The organism is Pseudomonas sp. ML96, assembly GCF_000761545.1.
In the GTDB taxonomy this organism is placed as follows: domain Bacteria; phylum Pseudomonadota; class Gammaproteobacteria; order Pseudomonadales; family Pseudomonadaceae; genus Aquipseudomonas.
Genome location: NZ_JPMY01000028.1, coordinates 81,954 through 100,855 on the forward strand (window position 1 = coordinate 81,954; position 18,902 = coordinate 100,855).

Below are 18,902 nucleotides of genomic sequence, written 5' to 3' on the forward strand. Positions count from 1 at the left end.
CGTAGAGCCGGTTTCCGGCCGTGCGAGCTAGAGAAAAACTAGGCGAAGGGGGCTGAGGAAGCGGACTGGGCTCGCATGCGAGTTTACTGGGGTAAATGAGCATTCCGAAGCCACCTTCAACGCAGTTTTTCCGACGCGCAGCATGGTCGGAAACCGGCTCTTAGTAGCCCTTGATGCTGTAGTCCACCTCGAAGTGGATGCCGGTGACGCGCGAGACGCCGGTCTCCAGCCGTCCGTCGGCATGCAGGCGCAGCCAGCGGTAGCCGGGGGCGGAGGTGTCGACCTGGAATTCCTCGCTGCCCGGGGCGAACTGCACGCAGGTGGAGGGCGAGGCGAGCAGGCGGATGCCGCCACGCTGCTGGTCGAACTCCTGGTGCACGTGGCCCCAGAGCACGGCCTTGACCTGGGCGTGGCGCTCCAGCACGGCGAACAGGGCGTCAGGGTTGCGGATGCCGATCGGCTCCATCCACTTGCAGCCGATGGACACCGGGTGATGGTGGAAGCACACCAGGTGATGGCGTTCGGGGGCTTCGCTCAGCGCGCGCTCGAGCAGTTCGAGCTGGTCGTCGGCCAGATAACCGGGCACCGCGCCGGGAATCGACGAGTCGAGCAGGATGATGCGCCAGCCGCCCAGGTCGATCACCGGCTGCAGCAGATCGCTGTCGGCGCAGACCTGGTGCATGGCGGGCAGTTCGTCATGGTTGCCAGGGAACCAGCGGGCGGCGCTGTCGAAACAGGCGGTCAGTTCGCGGAAGCGCTGGTAGGAAGCCACGCTGCCGTCTTGAGAGAGGTCGCCGGTGGCGAGGATCAGGTCGATGTCGGTCTGCTCGGCCTGTACCCGTTCGATCACCTTTTGCAGGCTGTCCTGGGTGTCCATGCCCAGCAGTTTGCCGTCCTGTTCGGCAAAAAGGTGGCTGTCCGACAACTGCACGAGCAGTATCGGACGGTCGGGGACAAGAGACGACGGGCGCGACAAAGGCCAACTCCTGAGCGGGTTCCCAGGATTATGGTGGGTGAAATGCGATTCGGTAAACCCGGCAAACGTGAACCCGTCACATTTGCGTGGTTGTGATCACAGCACGGGCACCAGCTCGTGACCGCAGGCGATGCAGTGGCTCAGCCATTCGCCGAGGAACAGGTTGAGCTGAGTCTTCTCGTCCGGCTGGTGCATGGCAGCGTTGGGATAGGGGTAGATGCCGCGGAAGCGCCGGGCATTTTCCGCGCCGATCACCTCGGCCATGCGCGCGTCGTGGTAGGCGCGCACTTCCAGGCGCGGCACCGGCAGCCAGGTCAGGCTGTGCTCCTGGCGCACCTCCAGGGTGGTGGTGTAGGGGCAGTTCTCGGTGACCCGGATTAGCAGCACGCCGAGCAGCAGGTCGCCCTGGCTCAGGGCGACGCGGCGCTCGCCTTGCGCGGCGCGCATGTCCGGCAGCAGGCGCAGCAGGCGCGCGTAGTTGGCTTCGCAAGCGGCCTGCAGCTCGACCAGGTCGACCCGGTAACGCTCGCGCAGCAGGTTCATGACCACAGCCCCCGCACTTCGGCGCGGTTCAGCGCCAGCCACTGCAGGGCGATGATGCTGGCGGCGTTATTGATGCGCCCGTCCTTGACTGCCTGCAGGGCATCTTCCAGCGGCCAGACGTGCACGCGGATGTCCTCGCCTTCCTCGGCCAGGCCATGCACGCCGCCGACGCCTTCGCTGTCGCAACGGCCGACATACAGGTGCACCAGCTCGTCGGAGCCGCCGGGGGAGGGGTAGTACTGGGTGATGGGCCAGAGCGCGCCGAGCTTGAGGTCGGCCTCTTCCTCGGCCTCGCGGTGGGCCACTTCCTCGGGTTGTTCGTCCTTGTCGATCAGCCCGGCGACCAGCTCCAGCAGCCAGGGATTGGCGCTCTTTTCCATGGCGCCGACGCGGAACTGCTCGAGCAGGACCACGGTGTCGCGTTGTGGGTCGTACGGCAGCACGCAGACGGCGTCGTGGCGCACGAACAGTTCGCGGCTGAGCTGCGGGCCCATGCCGCCGGCGAACTGGCGGTGGCGCAGATGCAGGCGGTCCAGGCGATAGAAGCCCTTGAAGCAGATCTCGCGCTGGATGACCTCGACATCGGCATGTGACATGTATTTCCCCCTGTTACGCAGGCGTGCCTGCGTCATGTACGAGCGCGTTGCGCTTGGCTTGAATGTGCGCGCCCTGGCGGTGCTTTGGCAAGCCGGCGAAGTGTTCGTTCCCCGGCGTTCTGCAGCGGATTATAGCGGTGCGCATGTGACCTTTTGTTTGGCGCTGCTGCACAGCTTGGGCTTGGAGGGTGACGCGGCCGCGGCGACAATGGCCGCCGCGCCGGGAACACGCGTAGCGGCGCGCAGTCGAAACGCCCGTCGCCGCCCCGAGGAGAATTCATGCGTTGCATCGCCACTGTCGGTCTGTTGTCCCTGACGCTGCTGCTCGGCGGCTGCCAGGCCATGCTGCTCGCCGCCAAACCGGAGTCGGGGCTGGCCACCAGCCGTCAGGCCTGGGAGCACCGGGCGCCGGGTTGCGCGGCCAAGGACTGCGCGCTGGTCAACATCGACCTGCAGACGCTGAATGAGCTGCCCGAGCTGAACGCGCGCATCGAGCAGGAGCTGCTCAAGCTGACCATCGAGCTGCCGGGCGATCCGCCGCCAGCTTCGTTGGAACTTTACGAGAAGGAGTTCCTGGCCAGCGCCCAGCCGGGCTGGATGAGCTACCTGCAGGCCAAGGTGCTGGAACAGCACGACCGCCTGGTGGTGATCGAGCTGTCCAGCTATCGCTTTACCGGTGGCGCCCACGGCATTCCCGGGCGCGCCTACCTCAATTACGACCGCGAGAAGGGCCGCCTGCTGAGCCAGGACGACCTGTTGCTGCCGGACGGCGAGACGGCTTTCTGGCTGCAGGCCGAGTTGGCCTATCAGGCCTGGCTCAAGACCAATGGCCTGGACCAGGACCTGGAATACCAGGCCAACTGGCCCTTTGTGCGCACCGCCAACGTGGCCCTGCTGCGCGACTCGGTGATGCTCAAGTACGAGGTCGGCCGCATCGCGCCCTATGCCAGCGGCCACCCCGACCTGCGCATTCCCTACTCGCGCCTCAACGGCATCCTCAAGCCGATCTACTTCCCCGGTCGCGGCTGATCAGCGCCCGGCCAGCTTGCCCAGCAGCAGTTGCAGGGCGGCGGCCAGGCTCAGCGCCGGCAGGGTGGCGCCGACGGCGGGGTAGAAGTTGACCAGCACATGGAAGGTGGCCACGCCGCAGGCCCAGGCCAGCAGGCTGTCCCAGCGCAGCAGCGGTACGCTGCTCGGCAGCTGGCGGCGGCGCAGGCCGAAGTGGTCCATCAGCACCACGCCGAACAGCGGGGCGAACACCGAGCCGATCAGCAGCAGGAAGTGCTCGTACTGCGCCAGCGGCGCGAACCAGGCGATCAGGGTGCACAGCACGCCGATGGCCAGCGCCAGGTGCTCGACCTTGAGCGGCAGTAGGGTGCCGCTGGAGACGGCGGCCGAATGGATGTCGGCAAAGGCCTTCTCCGACTCGTCGAGCAGGATCAGCAGCAGCGGAATACCCATGCCAGCACCGGCCAGGGCCAGCAGCAGGCTGTTGGCTTCTTCCGGCGCCGCGAAGGCCAGGGTGTAGGCCACGCCCAGGCTCATCAGCCACAGGCAGCCGACGAAGAAGCCCAGCGCCGCACCGGCGAACACGCCGCCGGCACGCTTACCGAAGCGCGAGTAGTCGGCGATCAGCGGCAGCCAGGACAGCGGCATGGCGATGGCCAGGTCGAAGCCCAGGGCGAAACTCATCGAGCCGTCACCCGGGCTGGCCCACAGCGTGGCCAGGTCGGCCTTGCTGAACAGGTTCCAGGTCAGCCAGGTGCAGGCGCCGAGCAGCAGCCAGATGCCCCACTTGCGCAGCACGCGACGGACGAAGGCCAGCGGGCCGGCCACTGCCAGCAGAGTGGCCAGGGCGCCGAACACCAGGGTCCACAGGGTGGCGTTGGTCCAGGCGCTGTCCGCGCCCAGGTACTTGCCGGCCAGCAGGCTGGCGGCGTCACGCATGACGATGATTTCGAACGCGCCCCAGCCGATCAGCTGCAGCAAGTTGAGCAGCGCCGGCAGAGCTGCACCCTGGCGGCCCAGGCTCAGACGCAGGGCGGCCATCGAGGCCATGCCGGTGTCGCTGCCGATCACGCCAACCGCGCCGAGCAGCAGGGCGCCGAGGCCGACGCCGAGCACCAGCGCCAGCAGCGAGCCGGCCAGGCCCAGGCCGGGGGCGAGCAGAGCGCCGGCCTGCAGCACCATCAGGCCCATGCCGAGGGAGAACCACAGGGCGAGCAGGTCGCGGGCACCGAAGGCACGCTCGGTGAGCGGCACGGCGAGGTTGGGGGAGTAGTTGGCAGTGGTCACTTAGTTATTTTTCTCAGCGATGGAATGAAAAGGCCCCGCGATGCGGGGCGGGGCCTGTTGGGCGCAGGTCAGACCTGCTTGTAGATCAGCGAACCTTCTTCCTTGAAGCGCCCGGCCTGCTCGGCGAAGCCGGCCTCGATGGCCTTCTGCTCGTCGGTCAGGCCGTTGTCCTTGGCGTAGTCACGCACTTCCTGGGTGATCTTCATCGAGCAGAACTTCGGTCCGCACATGGAACAGAAGTGCGCCACCTTGGCCGAGTCCTTCGGCAGGGTCTCGTCGTGGAAGGCGCGCGCGGTATCCGGGTCGAGGCCGAGGTTGAACTGGTCTTCCCAGCGGAACTCGAAACGCGCCTTGGACAGGGCGTTGTCGCGGATCTGCGCGCCCGGATGACCCTTGGCCAGGTCGGCGGCATGCGCGGCGATCTTGTAGGTAATGATCCCGGTCTTCACGTCATCCTTGTTCGGCAGGCCCAGGTGCTCCTTGGGCGTGACGTAGCAGAGCATGGCGCAGCCGAACCAGCCGATCATCGCCGCGCCGATGCCGCTGGTGATGTGGTCGTAGCCAGGGGCGATGTCGGTGGTCAGCGGGCCGAGGGTGTAGAACGGCGCCTCGTCGCAGCATTCCAGCTGCTTGTCCATGTTCTCCTTGATCAGCTGCATCGGCACATGGCCGGGGCCTTCGATCATGGTCTGCACGTCGTGTTTCCAGGCGATCTTGGTCAGCTCGCCGAGGGTCTCCAGCTCGCCGAACTGCGCGGCGTCGTTGGCGTCGGCGATGGAGCCCGGACGCAGGCCGTCGCCCAGCGAGAAGCTGACGTCGTAGGCCTTCATGATTTCGCAGATTTCCTCGAAGTGGGTGTAGAGGAAATTCTCCTGGTGATGCGCCAGGCACCACTTGGCCATGATCGAGCCGCCGCGGCTGACAATACCGGTAACCCGCTTGGCGGTCAGCGGCACATAGCGCAGCAACACGCCGGCGTGGATGGTGAAGTAGTCCACGCCCTGCTCGGCCTGCTCGATCAGGGTGTCGCGGAACAGCTCCCAGGTGAGGTCCTCGGCGATGCCGCCGACCTTCTCCAGCGCCTGATAGACCGGCACGGTGCCGATCGGTACCGGCGAGTTGCGGATGATCCACTCGCGGGTCTCGTGGATATGCTTGCCGGTGGACAGATCCATGACCGTGTCCGAGCCCCAGCGGATGCCCCAGGTCAGCTTGGCCACTTCCTCTTCGATGGACGAACCCAGCGCGCTGTTGCCGATATTGCCGTTGATCTTCACCAGGAAGTTGCGGCCGATGATCATCGGCTCCAGCTCCACGTGGTTGATGTTCGCCGGGATGATGGCGCGGCCACGGGCGATCTCGCTGCGGACGAACTCGGGGGTGATTTCCTTGGGGATGTTGGCGCCGAAGCTGTGGCCGGCGTGCTGCTCTTTCAGCAGCCCCGCCTCGCGGGCCTCGATCAGCTTCATGTTCTCGCGGATGGCGACGAACTCCATCTCGGGCGTGATGATGCCCTGCTTGGCATAGTGCATCTGGCTGACGTTCTTGCCCGCCTTGGCCCGGCGCGGATTGCGCACATGGGCGAAACGCATGGCGGAAAGCTCGGCATCATTCAGGCGGCGCTGGCCGAATTCGGAGGACAAACCCGGTAGCTTCTCGGTGTCGCCGCGGTCCTCGATCCAGGCGCTGCGCACGTCGGCCAGGCCCTGGCGTACGTCGATCTGTACGTTCGGGTCGGTGTAGGGGCCGGAGGTGTCGTAGACGGTGACCGGGGCGTTGATTTCGCCGCCGAACGCGGTAGGCGTCACGTCCAGGCTGATCTCGCGCATCGGCACGCGGATGTCCGGGCGCGAACCCTGTACATAGATTTTCTGCGAACGGGGAAAGGGCTGGATTGACTGCTGATCGACCTGTGCGCTCTCGCTGAGGTTTTTCTGTTGTTGTTTGACGCTCATCGGCTCGGCTCCTCGGTGGGATGTCGGAGCGAACCTGAGGACGAGAGGCGCACCACGGGTGGTGCCGAGAGAACTCGCGCGTAGTGCGGCGAGTGCATCTTGTTCCCTACGCAGGCCTTAACCTGATCAGGTTCAACGGGATCCGGAACTTTCCGATCTCAGCCCACGATTCTGGGCGCCCCGACAAGAACTGGTCGCAGTCTAATCAAAAATTGTACACAGCAGCAATCGCCGACCTATTTCTACGCTGCGTTTCGTCGGCGGAGCGGGTTCTGGTCTATAAAGCTTGGGCATTGTTGCGAACAAGCAACAAAGCTTGTCGCAAACCGGCCTACCGTTGCGCTGCGCTCGCCTTGACCGCCGCCAGCGGCAGCCTTAGCCTTGCCCGATTCCCCCGTATCTAGGACTGATCATGCTACGCAGACTCTCGCTGGCGCTCGCAGTAGCTGCTGCCACCTCTGGAATGGCTTGGGCCGAAGACGCTCCTCTGGCGACCAAGACCGATCTGGTCACCGTCTATAACGAAGCCGTGAAGAACAACGCCGACCTGGCTGCCGCGCGTGCCAACTACGCGGCGATCAGCGAAGTGGTGCCGCAGGCCCGCGCGGGTCTGCTGCCGAACCTGACTGCCGGTGCCGACAGCCTGCACACCGACACCAAGGTGGACACCAACGTCAGCGACGTGGACGCCACCCGCAGCGGCCTGTCCTACCGCGCCAACCTGAGTCAGCCGCTGTTCCGCGCTGACCGCTGGTTCCAGTTCCAGGCGGCCAAGGCCACCGACCAGCAGTACGCCCTGCAGCTCTCTGCCACCGAGCAGAACCTGATTCTGCAGAGCGCCGAGACCTACTTCGCCGTGCTGCGCGCCCAGGACACCCTGGCCTCGACCAAGGCCGAGGAAGCGGCGTTCAAGCGTCAGCTGGACCAGGCCAACGAGCGCTTCGACGTGGGCCTGTCGGACAAGACCGACGTGCTCGAGGCCCAGGCCGGTTACGATACCGCCCGCGCCAACCGCATCCTCGCCGAGCGCGCCGTGGATGACGCCTTCCAGGCGCTGGTCACCTTGACCAACCACGAGTACGCCTCGATCGAGGGCATCCTGCACACCCTGCCGGTGCTGGTGCCGACGCCGAACGACGCCAAGGCCTGGGTCGACACTGCCGCCCAGCAGAACCTCAACCTGCAGGCCAGCAACTACGCAGTCGACGCCGCCGAAGAGACCCTGCGCCAGCGCAAGGCCGGCCATGCGCCGACCCTGGACGCCGTGGCCCAGTACCAGAAAGGCGACAACGACAACCTCGGCTTCTCCAATCCGACCGGCTCCGGCCTGCGCTACAACGACGAAGCCGAGCAGACCAGCATCGGCCTGCAGCTGAACATCCCGATCTACAGCGGTGGCCTGACCAGCTCCCAGGTGCGCGAGGCTTACCAGCGCGTCAACCAGAGCGAGCAGGAGCGCGAGAGCCTGCGTCGGCAGATCGTCGAGAACACCCGCAACCTGCACCGCGCGGTGAACACCGACGTGGAGACCGTGCAGGCTCGCCGTCAGTCGATCATCTCCAACCAGAGCGCCCTGGAAGCCACCGAGATCGGCTACCAGGTCGGCACCCGCAACATCGTCGACGTGCTCGATGCCCAGCGTCAGCTGTACAGCTCGGTGCGTAACTACAACGATGCGCGCTACGACTACATCCTCAACAACCTGCGCCTGAAGCAGGCCGCCGGCACTCTGGCGCCGAGCGACCTGGAAGCCCTGTCCGGCTTCCTCAAGCCGGACTACAACCCGGACAAGGACTTCCTGCCGCCGGATCTGGCCAAAGCCGCAGAAGCCCAGCTCAAGGGCAACTCCGACTACTGAGTCAGTGCGATGATCGAAGCCCCGCCTAGTGCGGGGCTTTTTTATGCGCGCTTTTGGCCTATACCTTGCTTTGGTTACAGCTTTTGTAAGAGCGGCCGATGCGCTGTCATCGGGTCGCCTGACCGGAAGGAGTTTCGTTGTGTCCGTTCTGTTCTCTCTGCTGCGCAGCCGCCTGCTGCGCCCTGTCTTCATCGCTCTCGGCCTGGCCATGCTGGCGCAGGTCGGTATCGCCGTCTGGCTGACGCGGGCGACCGTCGATAACCTGGTCAACGACCTGACCCAGCGCCTGGGCGGCGAGAGCCAACGCCTGGCCAGCGAGCTGGGCAGCGCCGAGGATGAGATGCGCGCCGGCCTGGCCGCGCTCTCCACCAATACTCGCGAGCGCCTTTCCGGTGGCCTCTCCACCCAGCTCAAGGATGAACAGGCGCAGCTGCGCAAGGTGCTGGAGGAGAACCTCAAACAGTCCGGCAACTCCATCGCGCAGATGCTTGCCGGTGTGGCGCCCAAGGCCATCTGGGACAACGACGCTCCGGCGCTGACCGCGCTGACCCGTATCGTTCAGCGTGATCCGGCGGTGCTCTTCGCGGTGTTCTACGATGCCCAGGGCCAGCGCCTGACCCGCAACTTCAATCGCAGCAGCCCGCGGGTGCGCGAGCTGGTCGCGGCCGGGCAGGGCGATGGTGCGCTGGCCAAGCTGGTCGACGCCGCCTCGCGCGATCCCAAGGTGCACATGGTCGAGGTCGACATCAACCCGATGGGCGCCTCCATCGGCAAGGTGCAGCTGGGTATGTCGCTGGACGGCGTCGAGCAGGAGCTGACCGCGCTGGACGCCCGTTTCGCCACGCTGGTGGGCAATGCCGGCGAGCTGGTCGACAAGAGCCTTTCCGGTGCCGCCCAGGACAGTACCCAGGCCCTGCAGCAGCGCCTGCAGCTGGCCGAGCAGGCGACCAACGACATGGCGCGCAACGGCAGCGAAACCGTGCAGCAGGCCGCCGACAGCCTGCGTTGGCGGATTGCGACCGGCCTGCTGGTGGTTGGCCTGCTGACCCTGGCCGCCGTGGCACTGGTGCTTGGCTGGCGGGTGCTCAGCCGCCTGCAGTTGCTGATTGGCGCGCTCAAGGATCTGGCGGCCGGCGAGGGCGATCTGACTCGTCGCGTGCAGCTCGACAGCAATGACGAAGTTGGCGAAATGGCCGATGCGGTCAACCAGTTCATCGCCAAGCTGCAACCCATCGTCCGTGAGGCGGGAGATGTGGCGCAGCGCACCGGCGAGGAAATTCGCAGCCTGGCGCAGCGCAGTGCAGCGGCGGAAGCCGCGGCCGGGCGCCAGCGCGACGAGGTGGCCGGTAGCCTGCAGGCGCTGGAAGACATGGCCGCTGCGGCGCAGCACGAGAGCCAGGCCATGCACGATGCGCAGCAACGGGTCGTGGCGATCCGCCAGGCGGCGCACGAAAACGCTGCCATCGCCGACAAGGTCGGGCGCCTGATCGAGGCGCTGGTGGCGCGAGTAGAGAATGGTTCGGCGGTAATCGAGAAGCTGGCCCAGCAGAGCGAGCAGATCGAGGTGGTGCTGACGGTGATCCAGTCCATCGCCGAGCAGACCAACCTGCTGGCGCTGAACGCGGCCATCGAGGCGGCGCGGGCGGGCGAGAGTGGTCGTGGCTTCGCCGTGGTGGCCGATGAAGTGCGCGCCCTGGCCAGCAAGACCCAGCAATCCACCGGCGATATCCAGGCGCATATCACCGCTCTGCAGCAGGGTGCGCGCGAGGCGGTGGCGGTGATCGGTCAGGCTGGCGGGCAGGCGGCTGAAGGTTTGCAGGCGCTGCGCGACAGTGCGCGCCTGCAGCAGTCGGTGCAGGCTTCGGTGGATGAGGTACATGGCGCCATCGACAGTGCCACACGCTCCGCGACCGAGCAGGCCGCGGGAGCTGCGGCCGTGCGTGGCCGGGTCGAGGTGATCCACAGCGAAGCCCAGCGCGCGGCGCAGGCGGTGAGCGAGACGGCGGCCAGTGGCAGGCTGGTGGATGGCCTCGTCGCTCAGCTGCGTGCGAGCTTCGCCCAGTTCAAGGTCTGATAACGAGCGGAGGGGGCGGCCTGGTCGCTCCCGTCGAGAGGTTTTTCAGCAGGCAGAAACGAAAAAACCGAGCCAGTGGCTCGGTTTTTTCTTGAAGAGTGGTGCCCAGGAGAAGACTCGAACTTCCACGGTGTTGCCACCGCTAGGACCTGAACCTAGTGCGTCTACCAATTCCGCCACCTGGGCACATTGCGACGATCGCTCGCCGACTTTTTGCAGCATTCACCGCTTTTGACGGTACGGAAGCTGCTCCGTTTATTCGAAATCAAGCCGGTGGCTCAATTTCTGAAGAGTGGTGCCCAGGAGAAGACTCGAACTTCCACGGTGTTGCCACCGCTAGGACCTGAACCTAGTGCGTCTACCAATTCCGCCACCTGGGCACTGAAAGCTATGATTGCTCAGTCGCTTCCGTGTTACAACGTCTCAGCAACGTTGTGGCGGCGAACTATACGGACGCGGTTTTTGCTTGTAAACCCCTGATGTCGAAAAAATTATTCTGCTGACCCTGGGTGCCGTTTCGCGCTTCAATACACACATGGCAAGCCATCTATATATGCGCAAAGGTAATTTCACTTAATGGCCGATTGGCAATCCCTCGATCCCGAGGCCGCCCGTGAGGCGGAAAAATACGACAACCCCATTCCCAGCCGCGAGCTGATCCTGCAGCACCTGTCCGAGCGCGGTTCGCCTGCTGCCCGCGAGGAGCTGGTGGAGGAGTTCGGTCTGACCACCGACGAGCAGCTCGAAGCGCTGCGTCGTCGCCTGCGCGCCATGGAGCGCGACGGCCAGCTTATCTACACCCGCCGTGGCACCTACGCGCCGGTGGATAAGCTCGACCTGCTCCGCGGTCGCATCAGCGGCCACCGCGACGGCTTCGGCTTCATGATCCCGGATGACGGCAGTGACGATCTGTTCCTCAGCCCGGCGCAGATGCGCCTGGTGTTCGATGGCGACCGCGTGCTGGCCCGTGTTTCCGGTCTGGATCGCCGTGGTCGCCGCGAAGGCGCCATTGTCGAAGTCATCGAGCGCGCCCACGAGACCATCGTCGGCCGCTACTTCGAGGAGGCTGGCATCGGCTTCGTCGAGGCCGACAATCCGAAGATCCAGCAGGAAGTGCTGGTCACTCCGGGGCGTACCGGTGGTGCCAGGATCGGCCAGTTCGTCGCGATCAAGATCACCCACTGGCCCACCTCGCGCTTCCAGCCGCAGGGCGACATCGTCGAAGTGATCGGCAACTACATGGCGCCGGGCATGGAGATCGACGTGGCGCTGCGCAGCTACGACATCCCGCATGTCTGGCCGGATGCGGTGACCAAAGAGGTGCGCAAGCTCAAGCCGCAGGTGGAAGAGAAGGACAAGGAGAACCGGGTCGACCTGCGTCACCTGCCGTTCGTCACCATCGACGGTGAGGACGCCCGCGACTTCGACGACGCCGTCTACTGCGAGAAGAACAGCAGTCGCTGGAAGCTATTCTCCGGGGGCTGGAAGCTCTATGTCGCCATCGCTGACGTGTCGCACTACGTCAAGGTCGGCTCGGCGCTGGACGAAGAGGCGCAGAAGCGCGGCAACTCGGTGTACTTCCCCGAGCGCGTGGTGCCCATGCTGCCGGAAGAGCTGTCCAACGGCCTGTGCTCGCTGAACCCGCACGTCGACCGGCTGGCCATGGTCTGCGAGATGAGCATGTCCAAGTCCGGTGAGCTGGTCGACTACCAGTTCTACGAAGCGGTCATCCATTCCCATGCGCGCCTGACCTACAACAAGGTCAGCTACATGCTGGAGCAGCCCAAGAGCAGCGAAGGCAAGTCCCTGCGCGAGGAATACAAGGAAGTCCTGCCGCACCTCAAGCAGCTCTATTCCTTGTATCAGGTGCTGCTGGCCGCCCGTCACGAGCGTGGCGCCATCGACTTCGAGACCCAGGAGACGCGTATCGTCTTCGGTGCCGGGCGCAAGATCGCCGAGATCCGTCCGACCCAGCGCAACGACGCGCACAAGCTGATCGAGGAATGCATGCTGGCGGCCAACGTGGCTACCGCGCGCTTCATGCTCGATCACTCGATGCCCTCGCTGTATCGCGTGCACGACGGCCCGCCGGCCGAGCGCGTGGAGAAGCTCAAGGCTTTCCTCGGTGAGCTGGGCCTGGCCCTGCACAAGGGCAAGCAGGCGCCGGTGCCGAAGGACTACCAGAAGCTGCTGGCCAGCATTCAGGGGCGTCCGGACTTCCATCTGATCCAGACCGTGATGCTGCGTTCGCTGAGTCAGGCGGTGTACAGCGCCGACAACAACGGCCACTTCGGTCTGAATTACGAGGCCTACACCCACTTCACCTCGCCGATCCGCCGCTATCCGGACCTGCTGGTGCATCGCGCCATTCGCAGCGTGATCCGCTCCAAGCGTGAGACCAAGCACGTGCAGCGCGCCGGTGCGGCGAGCATGCCCAAGGCGCGCATCTATCCGTACGACGAGGCGGCGCTGGAGAAACTCGGCGAGCAGTGCTCGATGACCGAGCGTCGTGCCGACGAGGCGACCCGTGACGTGGTCAACTGGCTCAAGTGCGAGTTCATGCAGGACCGCGTCGGTGAGACCTTCGAGGGCGTGATCACCGCGGCGACCGGCTTCGGCATCTTCGTCGAGCTGAAGGACATCTATGTCGAGGGCCTGGTCCACGTCACCGCGCTGCCGGGCGACTACTACCACTTCGACCCGGTGCACCATCGCCTGTCCGGCGAGCGCAGCGGGCGCAGCTTCCGCCTCGGCGACAGCGTGGAAGTGAAGGTCATGCGCGTCGATCTGGACGAGCGCAAGATCGAGTTCGAGCTGAGCGAAGGCAAGGCCGACAAGGCGCCGGCCGGTCGTGGTCGCGCCGGTAGCGACGGGCGCAAGAAGCCTGCACCGAAGTCTGCCGGCTTCGGCAATACCGACGTGCAGAAGAGTCGCGACGTGAAGAAGGCGCTGCTCGATGGCGCCAAGAAGAGTGGCGGCAAGGCACCGGCGAGCAAGAGTGGTGCGGCCAAGAAGCCTTCGTCCCATCGCAAGGGCGCGCCCAAGCCGGGCGGCGCCGCGCCTGCGGCCGGCAAGCCGAGCAGCAAGCGTAAGGCGAAGCGATGAGCCAGCTGGAGAAGGTCTACGGCGTGCACGCTGTAGAAGCATTGCTGCGCCACCATCCCAAGCGGGTCAAGCAGCTGTGGCTGGCCGAGAGTCGCCAGGACCCGCGAGTGCAGGCCCTGCTGGAGCTGGCCGGACAGAATCGCGTCCCGGTCGGCAACAAGGATCGCCAGGAACTGGATGAGTGGGCCGAGGGGGTGCACCAGGGTGTGGTCGCCGAGGTCAGCCCGAGCCAGGTCTGGGGCGAGAACATGCTCGACGAGCTGCTCGAGCGTAGCGAAGGCCCGGCGCTGTTGCTGGTGCTGGACGGCGTGACCGACCCGCACAACCTCGGTGCCTGCCTGCGCACCGCCGATGCTGCTGGCGCCCAGGCGGTGATCGTGCCCAAGGACAAGTCGGCCACTCTCAACGCCACCGTGCGCAAGGTGGCATGCGGCGCTGCCGAGGTGATCCCGCTGGTGGCGGTGACCAACCTGGCGCGCACCCTGGAAAAGCTGCAGAAGAAAGGCTTGTGGATCGTCGGCACCGCTGGCGAGGTCGACCAGGAGCTGTATCAGCTCGACATGACCGGCCCCACGGTGCTGGTCATGGGCGCCGAGGGTAAGGGTATGCGCCGCCTGACCCGCGAGCACTGCGACTATCTGGTGAAGCTGCCTATGGGCGGCAGCGTCAGCAGTCTCAACGTCTCGGTCGCCACCGGCGTCTGTCTGTTCGAGGTGGTGCGCCAGCGCCGCGCGGTCAAGCCCAAGGCCTGACGGCTGTTCAAATAATCGCCAATTCGCCTTGCGTGCGGCAGGGGGCTTCTCTAGAATGTCGCCCCTTGCCGTGACGGCAGGCGCTTGCGCGCCTTCGCTTCGGCAAGTTCAAACGAGTCATTCACTCCTTGCCTGACCACCTTCTGTTGGCAGGCTACAACCCGTAAGGAGCATTCATGCGTCATTACGAAATCATCTTCCTGGTTCACCCGGACCAGAGCGAGCAAGTCGGCGGCATGGTCGAGCGTTACACCAAGCTGATCGAAGAAGACGGCGGCAAAATCCACCGTCTGGAAGACTGGGGTCGTCGCCAGCTGGCCTACGCCATCAACAATGTTCACAAGGCTCACTACGTGATGCTGAACGTTGAGTGCAGCGGCAAAGCCCTGGCCGAGCTGGAAGACAACTTCCGCTACAACGACGCCGTGATCCGTAACCTGGTCATCCGTCGCGACGAAGCCGTTACCGGTCAGTCCGAGATGCTCAAGGCCGAAGAAAACCGCAGCGAGCGCCGCGAGCGCCGTGAGCGCGTTGAAACCGAATCCGCCGAAGGCGAAGACGGTGACAACAGCGACAACGCTGACGAGTAATCCACGGATCTATTGAGGAGCCACATTCATGGCACGTTTCTTCCGTCGTCGTAAATTCTGCCGTTTCACCGCTGAAGGCGTGAAAGAGATCGACTTCAAAGATCTCAACACCCTGAAAGCCTACGTATCCGAAACCGGCAAGATCGTTCCTAGCCGTATCACCGGTACCAAGGCCAAGTACCAGCGTCAGCTGGCCGTCGCTATCAAGCGCGCCCGCTACCTGGCCCTGCTGCCCTACACCGACAGCCACGGCCGTTGATAGCAGACCGTCGATTTCGTAGTAAGGGATAAATCGCATGCGCGCCTTGGCTGATTTCATCATGCGCGGCCGCATGCAGGCCACCCTAGTGGTGGTCGGTTCGGCGGCAGTGCCGCTGTTGTTCTGGTTGAGTGCCGCTGCCAGTTGCCTAGTGCTGCTGCGGCGGGGGCCGAGAGATGCCGTTGGCATCCTCGCCTGGGCGATGCTGCCGGCCGTGGTCTGGTGGCATTTCGGTGAACCGCGCACCTTGCTGGTGCTGCTCGGTTCGCTGGGGCTGGCGTTGTTGTTGCGCGCCGGTCACTCCTGGGTGAGGGTTGTGCTGGCCAGCATCCCCCTTGGTCTGGTGTATGGCGTGATTCTGGGGGCGGTGTTCCGCGAACCCATCACAGCAATGGCGGGTGAGCTGTACAAGCTGATGCCGCAAATGCTCGATGGGGTCTACCAACAGATGTCGGTAGAAGAGCGGACCCGCCTGGAGGCGCTGATCGCCCCGGTACTCACCGGATTGATGGCTGCGTTGCTGCAGATCGTCAGCCTGCTCTGCCTGATGCTCGGGCGGTACTGGCAGGCGGCGCTGTACAACCCCGGCGGCTTCGGGCTCGAGTTTCGTGCCCTGCGCCTGCCCGCACCGCTGGCCTTCGGGCTGTTGGCGGTCATGCTCCTGGCGCCCAATCTGGGTCTGGAGCTGGCCATGCTGACGCCGCTGTGCAGTGTGCCCCTGGCGTTTGCCGGTGTGGCTTTGCTGCATGGCCTGGCCGCAACAGGGCGCCTGGCGCGCTTCTGGCTGGTGGGGCTGTACGTGTCGCTGCTGCTGTTTATGCAGCTGGTTTATCCGTTACTGGTGGCTGCGGCCACCATCGATAGTCTGATGGATTTTCGCGGTCGCCGAACGCGCAATAACGGCGCCGGTCCCGCGAACGGTGAAGGTTAAAAGTTAAGAGGTAAGACCCAAATGGAAGTTATCCTGCTGGAAAAAATCGCCAACCTGGGCAACCTGGGCGACAAGGTGAACGTCAAGGCCGGTTACGGTCGTAACTACCTGCTGCCGCAAGGCAAGGCCACCGCCGCTACCGCTGAGAACGTTGCTGCGTTCGAAGCTCGTCGCGCCGAGCTGGAAAAAGCCGCTGCCGAGAAGAAGGCTTCCGCCGAATCTCGCGCTGCTCAGCTGGCCGAGCTGGAAGTCACCATCACTGCCGTGGCCGGTGACGAAGGCAAGCTGTTCGGTTCCATCGGTACCCACGACATCGCTGAAGCCCTGACCGCCTCCGGCGTCGAAGTGGCCAAAGCCGAAGTGCGTCTGCCGAACGGCACCATCCGCCAAGTCGGCGAATTCGACGTAGCTGTGCACCTGCACACCGACGTAGAAGCCACCGTCAAGGTGATCGTGGTAGCTGCTTAAGGCATGCGACCTGCGGGCTTGCACGAAGGTGCGAGCCTGCCGACAATCGGGCACTCACTGCTTTGCGGTGCGTGCCCGTTGTTTTTTCTAGAGCCTTTCGCAAAGCCGGCCTTTGCCAAAGCCTCTGCGCTTACGGAATCACAGGTGCCATGAACGATATCAGCGTCCCCCAGCAGTACGACCTGGAAACCGCCGCACTCAAGGTGCCGCCGCATTCCATCGAGGCCGAGCAGGCCGTGCTGGGCGGCCTGATGAAGGACAACAACGCCTGGGAGCGGGTCTCCGATGCGGTGTCCGATGGCGACTTCTACCGCCATGACCACCGCCTGATCTTCCGCTCCATCGTCACCCTGGCCGAGCGCAACTCGCCATTCGACGTGGTGACCGTGTCCGAGCAGCTGGACAAGGAAGGCCACCTGAGCCAGGTCGGTGGCCTCGGTTACTTGGGCGAGCTGGTCAACAACACCCCGTCCGTGGCCAACATCAAGGCCTATGCGCAGATCACCCGCGAGCGCGCCACCCTGCGCCAGCTGATCGGCATCAGCAACGACATCGCCGACATGGCCTATGCGCCGCAGGGCAAGAGCGCGGTGGAAGTGCTCGACGAGGCCGAGCGACAGATCTTCCAGATCGCCGAGGCGCGGCCCAAGGTCGGCGGCCCGGTGGGGATCAACGAGATCCTGGTCAAGACCATCGACCGTATCGACGAGCTGTTCAACACCAACGAGGGCCTGACCGGTATCTCCACCGGCTTCACCGACCTCGATGGCATGACCAGCGGCCTGCAGCCGGCCGACCTGGTGATCGTCGCTGGCCGTCCGTCCATGGGTAAGACCACCTTCGCCATGAACCTGGTGGAGAACGCCGTACTGCGTTCCGACAAGGTGATCCTGGTGTTCTCCCTGGAGATGCCCAGCGACTCGATCGTGATGCGTATGCTCTCCTCGCTCGGCCGCATCGACCAGACCAAGGTGCGTTCCGGCAAGCTGGACGACGACGATTGGCCGCGCCTGACCTCGGCGGTCAACCTGCTCAACGAGCGCAAGCTGTTCATCGACGACACCGCCGGCATCTCGCCGACCGAGATGCGCGCCCGCGCGCGCCGCCTGGCTCGCGAGCACGGCGAGATCGGCATGATCATGGTCGACTACCTGCAGCTGATGCGTATCCCGGGCTCCAGCGGCGACAACCGCACCAACGAGATTTCCGAGATTTCGCGCTCGCTCAAGGCGCTGGCCAAGGAATTCAACTGCCCGGTGATCGCCCTGTCGCAGCTCAACCGCTCGCTGGAACAGCGCCCCAACAAGCGCCCGGTCAACTCCGACCTGCGGGAATCCGGGGCGATCGAGCAGGACGCCGACATCATCATGTTCGTCTACCGCGACGAGGTGTATCACCCGGAGACCGAGTACAAGGGCGTGGCCGAGATCATCATCGGCAAGCAGCGTAACGGCCCCATCGGCACCTGCCGCCTGGCGTTCATCGGCAAGTACACGCGCTTCGACAACCTGGCGCCGGGGCTCTACAACTTCGAAGAGGATTGACCCTCTACGGAGCTGATCCTGCTCAATGAAAACGGGCGCCCAACGGTTAAGATGGGCGCCCGTTTCATTTCCGGAAGGCTGTCATGCGTCCCCTCGTCGCCACCATCGATCTGGCCGCCATCGTCCATAACTACCAGCTGGCCAAGCGCTGCGCGCCGGGGCGTCAGGCCTTTGCCGTGGTCAAGGCCAATGCCTACGGGCATGGCGTGCGCGAGGTGGTCAGTGCGTTGTACAGCGAGGCGGATGGCTTCGCCGTGGCTAGCCTGGAGGAGGCCGCCGAGGTGCGCGCCATGCACGATGCGGCGCGCATCCTGCTGCTGGAGGGCTGCTTCTCGGCCGATGAGCTGCCGATGGCGGCGCACCTGGGCCTGGACCTGGTGGTGCAAGGCGCGGAACAGCTCGAAGCGCTGCTCGCCGCCGAGCTGACGCGGCCGCTGAATGTCTGGCTCAAGCTGGACTCCGGCATGCATCGCCTGGGGCTCTCCCCGGAGACCGTGCGCCAGTGCTTCCCGCGCCTGCGCAGCGCACCTCAGGTGGCCGAGCTGAACCTACTCAGTCACTTCGCCTGCGCCGACGAGCGCGGCCACTCGCTGACCGAGGTGCAGCTCGAATGCTTCCTCGAGCTGCTCGACCTGGATTTCGACCAGCGCAGCCTGGCCAACTCGGCGGCGCTGCTGATGATTCCGGCCGCGCACATGGACTGGATTCGTCCCGGCATCATGCTCTACGGCGCCACGCCCTTCGCCGACCTGGCCGCCACCGAGTTGGGCCTGAGGCCGGCGATGAGCCTGAGCGCGCAGCTGATCGCCGTGCGTGAGGTCGCGCCGGGCGAGAGCGTTGGTTATGGCGCTGGCTGGGTCGCCGAGCGGCCCTCGCGCATCGGCACGGTGAGCTGCGGCTACGCCGACGGTTATCCGCGCCACGCGCCAGCCGGCACTCCGCTGTGGATCGGCGGG

Annotated in this window: 16 protein-coding genes, 2 tRNA genes, 1 pseudogene and 1 riboswitch; of the genes and pseudogenes, 12 read left to right on the forward strand and 7 right to left on the reverse strand. The window is 65.0% G+C overall.

The window, feature by feature from the left end:
* Positions 1-160: 160 nt before the first annotated feature.
* From cpdA to IP89_RS14980, 3 genes are all read right to left on the reverse strand, one after another.
* Positions 161-976, reverse strand: a complete 816-nt coding sequence (cpdA, locus tag IP89_RS14970) for a 3',5'-cyclic-AMP phosphodiesterase (protein ID WP_043310381.1) — start codon at positions 974-976, stop codon at positions 161-163.
* 96 nt (positions 977-1,072) lie between these two features.
* Complete coding sequence (locus IP89_RS14975; RefSeq protein WP_043310382.1) at positions 1,073-1,525, reverse strand: DUF1249 domain-containing protein; 453 nt, start codon at positions 1,523-1,525, stop codon at positions 1,073-1,075.
* Positions 1,516-2,115, reverse strand: coding sequence for an NUDIX domain-containing protein (locus tag IP89_RS14980; protein WP_043310383.1), 600 nt, complete (start codon positions 2,113-2,115; stop codon positions 1,516-1,518). The genes IP89_RS14975 and IP89_RS14980 overlap by 10 nt, the downstream gene beginning before the upstream one ends.
* Positions 2,116-2,394: 279 nt before the next feature.
* On the opposite strand from IP89_RS14980, the gene IP89_RS14985 reads away from it, so the two are divergent.
* On the forward strand, positions 2,395-3,144 hold the full coding sequence (locus tag IP89_RS14985; RefSeq protein WP_081963261.1) for a DUF3298 and DUF4163 domain-containing protein: 750 nt from the start codon (positions 2,395-2,397) through the stop codon (positions 3,142-3,144).
* On the opposite strand, the gene cytX is transcribed toward IP89_RS14985, so the two are convergent.
* On the reverse strand, positions 3,145-4,410 hold the full coding sequence (gene cytX / locus IP89_RS14990; RefSeq protein WP_043310384.1) for a putative hydroxymethylpyrimidine transporter CytX: 1,266 nt from the start codon (positions 4,408-4,410) through the stop codon (positions 3,145-3,147).
* Between the two features lie 68 nt (positions 4,411-4,478).
* Positions 4,479-6,365 carry a phosphomethylpyrimidine synthase ThiC gene (gene thiC, locus IP89_RS14995; RefSeq protein ID WP_043310385.1) on the reverse strand — a complete coding sequence of 629 codons (1,887 nt, stop codon included), beginning with the start codon at positions 6,363-6,365 and terminating at the stop codon, positions 4,479-4,481.
* A gap of 86 nt (positions 6,366-6,451) precedes the next feature.
* Positions 6,452-6,558: riboswitch (TPP riboswitch) on the reverse strand.
* A gap of 219 nt (positions 6,559-6,777) precedes the next feature.
* Between thiC and IP89_RS15000 the strand changes: the two genes are divergently transcribed.
* The 3 genes and pseudogenes from IP89_RS15000 to IP89_RS23915 all read left to right on the forward strand — a co-directional run bounded on the left by IP89_RS15000 (position 6,778) and on the right by IP89_RS23915 (position 10,297).
* Entirely contained in the window at positions 6,778-8,223 is a 1,446-nt protein-coding gene (locus tag IP89_RS15000; protein WP_043310386.1) for a TolC family outer membrane protein, read from the forward strand.
* 955 nt (positions 8,224-9,178) lie between these two features.
* Positions 9,179-9,439, forward strand: a pseudogene (locus IP89_RS23910) (HAMP domain-containing protein); the annotation flags it as partial.
* Complete coding sequence (locus tag IP89_RS23915) at positions 9,413-10,297, forward strand: methyl-accepting chemotaxis protein (protein WP_371261953.1); 885 nt, start codon at positions 9,413-9,415, stop codon at positions 10,295-10,297. The pseudogene IP89_RS23910 and the gene IP89_RS23915, both read left to right, overlap by 27 nt.
* Positions 10,298-10,396: 99 nt before the next feature.
* Here IP89_RS23915 and IP89_RS15010 read toward each other — a convergent pair.
* Together IP89_RS15010 and IP89_RS15015 are read right to left on the reverse strand one after the other, a co-directional pair.
* A tRNA-Leu gene (locus IP89_RS15010) sits at positions 10,397-10,483 on the reverse strand.
* 107 nt (positions 10,484-10,590) lie between these two features.
* Positions 10,591-10,677 (reverse strand) — tRNA-Leu (locus IP89_RS15015).
* Positions 10,678-10,873: 196 nt separating this feature from the next.
* Here IP89_RS15015 and rnr point away from each other — a divergent pair.
* The 8 genes from rnr to alr form a co-directional block, all read left to right on the forward strand.
* Entirely contained in the window at positions 10,874-13,402 is a 2,529-nt protein-coding gene (rnr, locus tag IP89_RS15020; RefSeq protein WP_043310388.1) for a ribonuclease R, read from the forward strand.
* A complete protein-coding gene (gene rlmB, locus IP89_RS15025) occupies positions 13,399-14,154 on the forward strand; it encodes a 23S rRNA (guanosine(2251)-2'-O)-methyltransferase RlmB (protein WP_043310389.1) in 756 nt (251 codons plus the stop codon). Before rnr ends, rlmB begins: the two co-directional genes overlap by 4 nt.
* Before the next feature lie 176 nt (positions 14,155-14,330).
* Positions 14,331-14,744 carry a 30S ribosomal protein S6 gene (gene rpsF / locus IP89_RS15030; protein ID WP_043310390.1) on the forward strand — a complete coding sequence of 138 codons (414 nt, stop codon included), beginning with the start codon at positions 14,331-14,333 and terminating at the stop codon, positions 14,742-14,744.
* A gap of 28 nt (positions 14,745-14,772) precedes the next feature.
* A complete protein-coding gene (gene rpsR, locus IP89_RS15035; protein ID WP_043310391.1) occupies positions 14,773-15,003 on the forward strand; it encodes a 30S ribosomal protein S18 in 231 nt (76 codons plus the stop codon).
* Positions 15,004-15,040: 37 nt separating this feature from the next.
* Entirely contained in the window at positions 15,041-15,934 is an 894-nt protein-coding gene (locus IP89_RS15040; protein ID WP_043310392.1) for a hypothetical protein, read from the forward strand.
* Between the two features lie 21 nt (positions 15,935-15,955).
* Positions 15,956-16,402 (forward strand): 50S ribosomal protein L9, encoded by a 447-nt coding sequence (gene rplI / locus IP89_RS15045; RefSeq protein WP_043310393.1) that lies wholly within the window; start codon positions 15,956-15,958, stop codon positions 16,400-16,402.
* 149 nt (positions 16,403-16,551) lie between these two features.
* A complete protein-coding gene (gene dnaB, locus IP89_RS15050) occupies positions 16,552-17,946 on the forward strand; it encodes a replicative DNA helicase (protein ID WP_043310394.1) in 1,395 nt (464 codons plus the stop codon).
* Between the two features lie 83 nt (positions 17,947-18,029).
* Positions 18,030-18,902, forward strand: an 873-nt coding sequence (gene alr, locus IP89_RS15055; protein ID WP_043310395.1) for an alanine racemase, incomplete at its 3' end; no start/stop codon positions are given.